Consider the following 8,380-nt stretch of genomic DNA (forward strand, 5'->3'; position numbering starts at 1 on the left):
CTTGAGCACCCGCCCGTCTTCATGCCGAACGGCCTGCCCCGGTGCGGGATCGCTTGTCTCAAGCCTGCGGCGGCGAAGGGCCGCGCGATGAGCGGGAGCAAGGATACGCGCGCCGAGCGCCTGAAGGCGGCGCTGCGGGAGAATCTGCGGCGGCGGAAGGCGCAGGGGCGCGGGCGCGCCGAGACCGAGTCGTCACCGGACGCCGACAGGTCCGGCCCTGAGGCGCCTGATTCCCGCGGTCCAGATTCCGACAAATCCGGTCTATAGGAGACGGCCAAGCCTGGGCGCCGCGGCGTCCACCAGGAGAACGGCCGGCCGCGCGCCCAGACGGTGCGCCGCCCGAGGACACATGATGGACCGCATTCACATCACCGGCGGCGCGCCCCTCAACGGCGTGATCCCGATCTCGGGCGCCAAGAACGCGGCGCTGCCGCTGATGATCGCGAGCCTGCTCACCGGCGAGACGCTGGAGCTGATCAACGTCCCCCGGCTCGCCGACATCTCCGCCCTGACCCGGATCCTCGGCAACCACGGCGTCGACCACATGGTCGTCGGCAAGCGCCCGGGGCAGACCACGGAGACCGGCCAGACCATCCGGCTGACCGCCTCGAACGTCATCGACACCACCGCCCCCTACGATCTGGTCTCGACCATGCGGGCGAGCTTCTGGGTGGTGGCGCCGCTGCTCGCCCGGTTCGGCGAGGCCAAGGTCTCGCTGCCGGGCGGCTGCGCCATCGGCACCCGGCCGGTGGACCTGCTGATCATGGCCCTGGAGCGGCTCGGGGCCGAGATCGAGATCGACGCCGGCTATGTGGTCGCCAGGACCAAGAACGGCCTGCGCGGGGCCGAGATCGCCTTCCCCAAGGTCACGGTCGGCGGCACGCATGTCGCCCTGATGGCGGCCTCGCTCGCCTACGGCACCACGGTGATCGAGAACGCCGCCCGCGAGCCCGAGGTGGTCGACCTCGCCGAATGCCTGAACAAGATGGGCGCCAAGATCCGCGGCGCCGGCACGCCCCGGATCGAGATCGAGGGCGTCGCCCGGCTGAACGGCGCCCGCCACGAAGTGCTGCCCGACCGGATCGAGACCGGCACCTACGCCATGGCGGTGGCGATGACCGGCGGCGACGTGATCCTCAAGGACACCCGGACCGAGCTGCTGCACTCGGCACTCGACGTGCTGTCGACCACCGGCGCCGAGATCAGCCAGGTCGAGGGCGGCATCCGCGTGCGCCGCAACGGCGCCGGCATCGCGGCCGTCGACGTGACGACCGACCCGTTCCCGGGCTTCCCCACCGACCTGCAGGCGCAGTTCATGGCGCTGATGACGCTCGCCAAGGGCCAGTCGCATATCCGCGAGACGATCTTCGAGAACCGATTCATGCACGTGCAGGAGCTGGCCCGCCTCGGCGCGAAGATCCGGCTCGAGGGCGACCTCGCCATCGTCGAGGGCGTCGAGCGGCTCAAGGGCGCGCCCGTGATGGCGACCGACCTGCGCGCCTCCGTCTCCCTGGTGATCGCCGGCCTCGCCGCCGAGGGCGAGACCCAGATCAACCGGGTCTACCACCTCGACCGCGGCTTCGAAGCGCTGGAAGCCAAGCTCGGGCGCTGCGGCGCGCAGATCGAGCGGGTGCGGGCGTAGGGCTGGGTTTGGTGCGGGATCGCTGCTCCTGGGGTGATCGCTTCGTTCGGTGATGCGACGCCGGCCGGATCGACAACCTCGTCATTCCGGGGCCGCGAAGCGGAGCCCGGGATGACAAGGTGGACGATCGGGCGTCGGGAGAATTCCCCAGCCTTCGCAGAGATAGTATCCCCAAAGGCGACGCCATGCCTGGTTCTAGGAGACCGCCCGTGGAGATCAGGCCGATCCGCTCGGAAGCGGACCACCGGGACGCGTTGCAGGAAATCGAGCGCCTTTGGGGCTCCCCACGGGGAACGCCGGCCGGCGACAAGCTCGATGTGCTCGCCACGCTCGTGGAAGACTACTGAAGAGCGGACCTTCCCGATCACGGCGGCCGACCCGGTCGAGATCCTGCACGCCGCCATCACCGATATGGGCCGCTCGCAGGCGGAACTGGCCCGCCTGCTCGGCTCGCGAGCGCGCGCCTCGGAGATCCTGAGCCGGAAACGGCCCCTCAACCTCGCGCAGATCCGCGCCATCAGCGAGGCTTGGCATCTGCCGATCGCGCTGCTGGCGGCGCCGTATCGTCTCGAACACGACGCCGCCTGAGCCGCCTCAGCCGCCGATCTGCCCGCGCTTGTAGCCGAAGCCCGGTATCGCGCAGCCGCAGGGCGCGTTGTACGGGGCGGGACGGGTCGGGCAATCGCCCCGGGCCGTGACGCAGAGGCTGCCGCTCCGCCAGCGCCGGTCATAACGGGGCCGATCGTACTCGTCGTCCAGGGGCGGAGGCGGCGGACGCCGACGCGGACGGTCGTCATCGTCGTAGGGCGGCGGCGGTGGAGGCCGGCGGGGCCAATCGTCCTCCGGTGGCGGCGGGGGCGGAGGCCGGCGGCGGCGGTCGTACTCGTAGCGGTCCGGCCCGGGGCGGCCGAACACGTAGACATCCGCGTCCGGGCCGACCTGCGCGCGCACCGGGGCGGCGACCAGCGGCGCCAGGATCAGGGCGGCCAGGGCCGCGAGCGGGATCCGTATCACCATCGTCGTCCTGCCTCGAATCGCCTCGGTCTTCCGGGCGGGGCTGGGGTAGCCTGGTGCGAGCCGGATGAACGCCGGCCGAGACCGTCATCCCGGACGCGGCCGTTGCCCGAACGGGGTCTGGCCGCTACCTACGCCCTGCCGCGAGGCCGCCGCCGTCGCCCGCGCCTACCTATCCCCGAGGATCCTTTCATGGAGCTGCTCAAGCTCGCCGCCCTCGATACCGAGGACCTGACCGTGATCTCCGCGCATCTCCAGGACGCGATCCTGCGGCCGGAGGATCTGACCTACCTGGCGGGCGAGCATCGCTTCCTGATGGTCGTGCGGCGCTTCGACTGGACGCCGGACGCCCCGCCGCGGCGGCGCCTGGCCGGCGTGCACGTCGAGCGCGTCCTGAGCGTCAAGACCCGCGGCCTGGCCCCGGGGGACGCGATGCCGATGAGCCTGCTCGCCCTCACCTTCGAGGCGACCGATCCGCCGTCCGGCCATATCGACATGGTGTTCTCCGGCGGCGCGGCGGTCCGGCTGACGGTCGAGTGCATCGAGGTCCGGATGAAGGATCTCGGCCCGGTCTGGGAGGCGGTCGCCCGCCCCGGCCACGAACTCGATGTCACGACCGCACCCGGCCCGGTGGCCTGAGACACACGAAAGACACCCGATGGTCCGGCTCGACAGCCAAGCTCCGAACTTCGCCGCCGACTTCGCGCGGCTGCTCACCGCGAAACGCGAGATCGCCGAGGATGTCGACGAGGCGGTGCGCGGCATCATCGCCGACGTCGTCGCTCGCGGTGACGCGGCCCTGGTCGACTTCACCCGCCGCTTCGACCGGCTCGGCGCAAACTTTTCCGCCGACGCCCTGCGGATCACCGAAGCCGAGATCGACGCGGCCGTGGCGGCTTGCCCGGCCGAGGCCCTGGACGCCCTGCGCCTCGCCGCCGAGCGGATCGAGGCGTTCCACGCCCAGCAGAAGCCCCAGGACCACCGGGCGACCGACGCGCTGGGCGTCACGGCCGGCTGGCGCTGGACGGCGCTGGAATCGGTCGGCCTCTACGTGCCCGGCGGTACGGCGAGCTACCCCTCCTCGGTCCTGATGAACGCGGTGCCGGCCCGGGTGGCGGGGGTGCCGCGGATCGTCATGGTGGTGCCGACGCCCGACAACACCCTCAACCCCCTGGTCCTGGCTGCCGCCCGCCTCTCCGGGGTCCACGAGGTCTACCGGGTCGGAGGCGCACAGGCAGTGGCGGCTTTGGCCTACGGCACCGCCAGCATCGCGCCGGTCGCCAAGATCGTCGGTCCCGGCAATGCCTGGGTCGCCGCGGCGAAGCGCCGGGTGTTCGGCCAGGTCGGGATCGACATGATCGCCGGCCCCTCCGAGGTGCTGATCCTGGCCGACGACCACGCCAATCCCGACTGGATCGCCGCCGACCTCCTGGCCCAGGCCGAGCACGACACCGCCGCCCAGGCGGTGCTGATCACCGACAGCGCCGAGCTGGCCGAGGCCGCTGAAGCCGCCGTCGAGCGGGCGCTCACCACCCTGCCCCGGGCCGAGATCGCCCGGGCGAGCTGGCGCGATTACGGCGCGATCATTCGGGTCCGGGATTTCGACGAGGCGGTGCCGCTGGTCGACCGGCTCGCCCCCGAGCATCTCGAGATCGAGACCCAGGATGCCGAGGCGCTCTCGGGCAAGATCCGCAACGCCGGCGCGATCTTCTTGGGGTCGCACACGCCGGAGGCGATCGGCGATTACGTCGGCGGCCCGAACCACGTGCTGCCCACCGCCCGCTCGGCGCGGTTCTCCTCCGGCCTCGGCGTCCTCGATTTCATGAAGCGGACGACGATCCTCGCCTGCACCCCGGAGAGCTTGCGGGCGCTCGGCCCGGCGGCGATAACGCTCGGCCGGTCGGAGGGTCTGGAGGGTCACGCCCGCTCCGTCGCGATCCGGTTGAACCTGTGAGGTCTTGGGGATGGCCGAAAAGCAGCGCGGGCCGAACCGCCTCGCCAAGGTAAGCCTGGACGAGGCGTCGATCGCCCGCGGCAATCCGGATCAGGAGCACGAGCGGGCGATCGCGCTGTTCGACATCCTGGAGGACAATTCCTTCACGATCCCGGGCCGGGAAGGGCCCTACATGCTCACGCTCGGCCTCGTCGAGAACAAGCTGTCCTTCGCGATCAGCACCGTGGAGGGCGAGCCGGTGATGACGCATCTCCTGTCGCTGACGCCGTTCCGGCGGGTGATCCGCGACTACGAGATGATCTGCGAGAGCTACTACAACGCGATCCGCACCGCCTCGCCGTCGCAGATCGAGGCGATCGACATGGGCCGGCGCGGCCTGCACAACGAGGCCTCCGACACGCTCAAGCAGCGCCTCGACGGCAAGGTCGATCTCGACCACGACACGGCCCGCCGCCTGTTCACCTTGATCTTCGCCCTGCACTGGAAAGGCTAGGGCGCCTTCCGGCCCCGAGCGGCGATGGCTGAGCCTTTCCCCGAGACCACCCCGAAGAAGCGGCGTGTGCAGTCGGTCCTGTTCATGTGCAACTTCAACGCCGTGCGTTCGGCCGCGGCCGAGGCGATCGCGCGGGCCTATTTCGGCAAGTCGACCTACGTGCAATCGGCCGGCGTGCGCTCGGGCGAGCCGACCGACCCGTTCATGATCGCGGCGCTCGACGAGGTCGGCATCGACGCGAGCCGGCATCGCCCCCGCACCGTCGAGCAGCTGGAGGATTGGGAGGGTCTGAACTTCGACCTGATCATCACCCTCTCGCCGGAGGCGCATCACCGGGCCCTCGACCTGACCCACACGCTCGCGGCCGATGTCGAGTACTGGCCGACGCCGGACCCGACGCTGCTGCAGGAGGCCTCCCGCGAGCAGCGCCTCGAGGCCTACCGGGACGTGCGCGACGGGCTCACCCGGCGGATCAAGGCGCGGCTGAAGACGTAGGGTATCGTCCCGCAAGGTGGTCGCCGGCTTTCGGTGAACGATGATGCTCCCGCAGGGTCACGCGCTCGACCCGGGACAGCAGGCAGCCGGGCCGGGCGGTGTGGACGTTGACGAAGGCCGTACGCGGGTCGTCGAGGGCGTGCAGCAACGCCGCATCCACCTCGGCGCCGGCACAGACATGGCCGAGGTCGTACAGGCAGAGATCCTCCGCGTCGTAGGCCCGGACCGACACCAGGGTATTGGCGCGGATGATCGGGGCGACGACATCCGCGGCGTCGAATCCCGGGCAGGTTTGCGCGTGCAGAAAGATCGGGCTCGGCGCCCAGTAGATGCCGCGCGGACGCCCGAAATCGTAGGATCCGAGCAGCATCGACTCCCCCGGCTCGGCGCAGCGCAGGCAGCGCCGGCACGGAAACCCGGTCGCGCTGGTCGCCGTGACCCGCCGCACCGGGTTGTCGAAATCGTCGCGTCCGCTGCGGCGGAAGCGTGCCGCGACGGCGTCGTCGATCGGGATGCAGCGGTATCGGGTCATGAGGCTCTCCGGGTCCCCTGAACCGTGCCGGTTCGGCGGGGGGAAAGCGTCCCGTTCCTTGCGGCAGACTCCGCGGCCTGTCCGCATGTCGGACGCCTGCGGCCGGGCGGCCTTGGCGGGCGGGAACATTTAGCAACGGATTGTAATGACGCCCCTTCCGCGGCGTTCGAGAACGTCTTAGCCCGGAGATCGGTTTGATATGAGTCTGTATCATGGCTCGATGTGCCGGAAACAACCTAATGTTGAAACGCTTTTATTTGCCGGCTTGCTTTTTTATATTCGGATTCACGGGCAGCGCGGCCCACGCACAATGGAGTCCGATCGGGAGCTTACTTGACGTTCCCGTCACGCAGAACTGCTCGATTACCGGGGGAAACATCGCTCTTGCCCGAACCGACGGAATGTTCCTATGTTCTCGCAGATCAGAATTGGTGAACGCTCAGGTTCCGGACGCGAGCCACTTCTACATGGTTCATGAATACGGACTTCTTGCGATCCATACCAACTCCCACCGGCTGGCGGATTGCTGGGCCGCCCATCAACTGAAAACCGCCCACAATGGCACGTATTACGTCAAGCAATGGATCACGCATTGGAAGAACTACGGGACGGCCCTGGCGAACTTCGGCACTCCTGAGCAAAGGATCTCCAATGTCCGGGCATGCTGCGGCTGCGGCGTATAGGCGCCTTGCCGCGCGGCAATCTCGATCCCGGGCGCCGATCACCGAAGACTCTGGCGCAGCCCCTGTTGCCGACCAGGCAGGCCCGGACCGGTACCAACGTGTCGACGCGGAGGGTCGGGGCGATGACGCCCGTCACCAAAGCGGATCCCGGGCAGGGTTGCGCGGGCGCCTGAAACCGTCGGATCCGAGCCGCATCGCGCCCCGCCGGGATGAAACGCCCGCGGCGGCGCAGACATTTCGCCGCCCCGTGTAACCGCCGCATCTCCGCCAGCTCCGCACAATATTTCATATATCCAGATCCGGAGGTAGATTGAAAAAAGCGCGGATGCCCGGAATCATGCTATGTCCAACTTGCGATTGTTTATTTTAACTGTGCAGGCCGTGATCTTTCATTGTGCAACCGCCAGCGCACAATGGAGCCCGGCCGGAAGTCTATTGAATGTTCCCGTTACAAGGAATTGCAATCAGACATCGGGGGCTGCTGCATTCGCCAAGCCGGACGGCCTGTTCCTGTGCCCGGCCCAGGCGAACCTGATCGACGCCCAGGTCAAGGATGCCAGCCACTTCTACGTCGTCCACGAATACGGCCTGCTGGCCATCCAAACCACATCGGACCGGCTGGCGGATTGCTGGGCGGCGCATCAGCTTGCGGGCGCGCCCAACGGGCAGCACTACATCAAGCAATGGATCACGCACTGGACCTATTACGGCGTGACCCGCCCGAAGTTCGGAACACCCGCACAGAGGATCGCCAATGTTCGGTCCTGCTGCGCCTGCGGGATATAGAGATTGGGATTTCAGTGAACGGCGCCCGCTCGCGTGAGCCGGTGCCGATCGCGCGGAGCTTCGGAACGGCGGCGCGTCATCCGCGGCTGCCGACCAGCCAGGCCCGGATGCGGCCGGCGAGCATCGGCCGGGCGCGGGCGACATCGTCGTCGTCCAGGAGCGGGGAACGCGCCAGGGCCGCCAGATAGGCGTCCTCCGCCCCGCGGCAGGCTCGGAACGCCGCGTCCGCGGCGAGATCGGGATCCGTGAGCGCGGCCTGGATCCGGAAGTTGCGGCTGAGGCAATCGCGCCAGCCCCCATGGCGCATCTCGGTCTCGCCGCCGGCATGCGCCGGTCCGCAGACAAGCAGCATCGTCGCGAGCAGCAGGGGCGATGCGAGGGAAGCAGGCGTCATGGATCGGGCCCTCGGTCCGGGGACAGAGTGGCGCCGACAAGGTTAGCGAAAGGTTAACGTGCGGCGCGGAAAAAGAGCCGGACCGCGCGGGCGGATGACGAGCCGCTCATTGCTCCGGCAGCCCCTGCCCCAGTGATCAGCGGTTGGCGGTGGTGACCGGCGAGGTGACGCCGCCGAGGGAGACCCACGCCGTGGCGTCCTGGCTCTCGCGCTTGATGAACACGTAGCCGGTCTTGTGCCACGGCACGATCGCGTTGGTCTTGTTGTCGAGGACCAGGTCGCCCCGGTCGGTGATCAGGGTCAGGACCGCGTGGCCCTCGCCCTTCTCGTCGATCACCACGGTCATGCGCATCGCCCGCCGGGGCAGGCCGGCCTCGGCCAGCAGGT

Annotated in this window: 13 protein-coding genes; 9 read left to right on the forward strand and 4 right to left on the reverse strand. The window is 69.1% G+C overall.

Annotated elements, in window-relative coordinates; genetic code table 11:
* Positions 1-352: 352 nt before the first annotated feature.
* From murA to MKL11_RS00260, 3 genes are all read left to right on the forward strand, one after another.
* Positions 353-1,642 carry a UDP-N-acetylglucosamine 1-carboxyvinyltransferase gene (murA, locus tag MKL11_RS00255; protein WP_243939224.1) on the forward strand — a complete coding sequence of 430 codons (1,290 nt, stop codon included), beginning with the start codon at positions 353-355 and terminating at the stop codon, positions 1,640-1,642.
* Positions 1,643-1,851: 209 nt separating this feature from the next.
* Positions 1,852-1,989 (forward strand): hypothetical protein, encoded by a 138-nt coding sequence (locus tag MKL11_RS33345; protein WP_313900721.1) that lies wholly within the window; start codon positions 1,852-1,854, stop codon positions 1,987-1,989.
* The gene (locus MKL11_RS00260) at positions 1,958-2,230 is read left to right on the forward strand and encodes a hypothetical protein (RefSeq protein WP_313900722.1); all 273 of its coding nucleotides are present in this window, start codon (positions 1,958-1,960) and stop codon (positions 2,228-2,230) included. The genes MKL11_RS33345 and MKL11_RS00260 overlap by 32 nt, the downstream gene beginning before the upstream one ends.
* 6 nt (positions 2,231-2,236) lie before the next feature.
* On the opposite strand, the gene MKL11_RS00265 is transcribed toward MKL11_RS00260, so the two are convergent.
* A complete protein-coding gene (locus MKL11_RS00265; protein WP_313900723.1) occupies positions 2,237-2,659 on the reverse strand; it encodes a hypothetical protein in 423 nt (140 codons plus the stop codon).
* 189 nt (positions 2,660-2,848) lie between these two features.
* Here MKL11_RS00265 and MKL11_RS00270 point away from each other — a divergent pair, with 189 nt between their 5' ends.
* Genes MKL11_RS00270 through MKL11_RS00285 form a run of 4 tightly spaced genes read left to right on the forward strand, consistent with a single transcriptional unit; the run spans position 2,849 to position 5,598 of the window.
* A complete protein-coding gene (locus tag MKL11_RS00270) occupies positions 2,849-3,295 on the forward strand; it encodes a DUF2948 family protein (protein WP_243939209.1) in 447 nt (148 codons plus the stop codon).
* A gap of 19 nt (positions 3,296-3,314) precedes the next feature.
* Positions 3,315-4,610 (forward strand): histidinol dehydrogenase, encoded by a 1,296-nt coding sequence (gene hisD / locus MKL11_RS00275; RefSeq protein ID WP_243939210.1) that lies wholly within the window; start codon positions 3,315-3,317, stop codon positions 4,608-4,610.
* Between the two features lie 10 nt (positions 4,611-4,620).
* A complete protein-coding gene (locus MKL11_RS00280) occupies positions 4,621-5,103 on the forward strand; it encodes a UPF0262 family protein (protein WP_243939211.1) in 483 nt (160 codons plus the stop codon).
* A 24-nt stretch (positions 5,104-5,127) separates the two neighbouring features.
* Positions 5,128-5,598 (forward strand): low molecular weight phosphatase family protein, encoded by a 471-nt coding sequence (locus MKL11_RS00285; protein WP_243939212.1) that lies wholly within the window; start codon positions 5,128-5,130, stop codon positions 5,596-5,598.
* Here MKL11_RS00285 and MKL11_RS00290 read toward each other — a convergent pair.
* Positions 5,576-6,130, reverse strand: a complete 555-nt coding sequence (locus MKL11_RS00290; RefSeq protein ID WP_243939213.1) for a DUF1203 domain-containing protein — start codon at positions 6,128-6,130, stop codon at positions 5,576-5,578. The two genes, MKL11_RS00285 and MKL11_RS00290, sit on opposite strands and share 23 nt — an antisense overlap.
* A 431-nt stretch (positions 6,131-6,561) precedes the next feature.
* Between MKL11_RS00290 and MKL11_RS00295 the strand changes: the two genes are divergently transcribed.
* On the forward strand, positions 6,562-6,813 hold the full coding sequence (locus MKL11_RS00295; protein WP_243939214.1) for a hypothetical protein: 252 nt from the start codon (positions 6,562-6,564) through the stop codon (positions 6,811-6,813).
* Positions 6,814-7,155: 342 nt separating this feature from the next.
* Positions 7,156-7,599, forward strand: coding sequence for a hypothetical protein (locus tag MKL11_RS00300; RefSeq protein ID WP_243939215.1), 444 nt, complete (start codon positions 7,156-7,158; stop codon positions 7,597-7,599).
* A 76-nt stretch (positions 7,600-7,675) separates the two neighbouring features.
* On the opposite strand, the gene MKL11_RS00305 is transcribed toward MKL11_RS00300, so the two are convergent.
* Both MKL11_RS00305 and MKL11_RS00310 read right to left on the reverse strand, forming a co-directional pair.
* Positions 7,676-7,993 carry a hypothetical protein gene (locus tag MKL11_RS00305; protein WP_243939216.1) on the reverse strand — a complete coding sequence of 106 codons (318 nt, stop codon included), beginning with the start codon at positions 7,991-7,993 and terminating at the stop codon, positions 7,676-7,678.
* A 136-nt stretch (positions 7,994-8,129) separates the two neighbouring features.
* Positions 8,130-8,380: transglutaminase-like cysteine peptidase (locus MKL11_RS00310; protein WP_243939217.1), on the reverse strand; the 251-nt coding region annotated here is incomplete at its 5' end.

Origin of the sequence: Methylobacterium sp. J-077, assembly GCF_022829365.1 — a bacterium.
Taxonomy (GTDB): Bacteria; Pseudomonadota; Alphaproteobacteria; order Rhizobiales; family Beijerinckiaceae; genus Methylobacterium.

What these genes read in the sequence shown, in the direction of transcription:
- murA (WP_243939224.1), top strand. Translation starts at nt 353, where the DNA reads ATGGACCGCATTCACATCACCGGCGGCGCGCCCCTCAACGGCGTGATC.
- MKL11_RS00260 (WP_313900722.1), top strand. Translation starts at nt 1,958, where the DNA reads ATGTGCTCGCCACGCTCGTGGAAGACTACTGAAGAGCGGACCTTCCCG.
- MKL11_RS00265 (WP_313900723.1), bottom strand. Translation starts at nt 2,659, where the DNA reads ATGGTGATACGGATCCCGCTCGCGGCCCTGGCCGCCCTGATCCTGGCG.
- MKL11_RS00270 (WP_243939209.1), top strand. Translation starts at nt 2,849, where the DNA reads ATGGAGCTGCTCAAGCTCGCCGCCCTCGATACCGAGGACCTGACCGTG.
- hisD (WP_243939210.1), top strand. Translation starts at nt 3,315, where the DNA reads ATGGTCCGGCTCGACAGCCAAGCTCCGAACTTCGCCGCCGACTTCGCG.
- MKL11_RS00280 (WP_243939211.1), top strand. Translation starts at nt 4,621, where the DNA reads ATGGCCGAAAAGCAGCGCGGGCCGAACCGCCTCGCCAAGGTAAGCCTG.
- MKL11_RS00285 (WP_243939212.1), top strand. Translation starts at nt 5,128, where the DNA reads ATGGCTGAGCCTTTCCCCGAGACCACCCCGAAGAAGCGGCGTGTGCAG.
- MKL11_RS00290 (WP_243939213.1), bottom strand. Translation starts at nt 6,130, where the DNA reads ATGACCCGATACCGCTGCATCCCGATCGACGACGCCGTCGCGGCACGC.
- MKL11_RS00300 (WP_243939215.1), top strand. Translation starts at nt 7,156, where the DNA reads ATGTCCAACTTGCGATTGTTTATTTTAACTGTGCAGGCCGTGATCTTT.
- MKL11_RS00305 (WP_243939216.1), bottom strand. Translation starts at nt 7,993, where the DNA reads ATGACGCCTGCTTCCCTCGCATCGCCCCTGCTGCTCGCGACGATGCTG.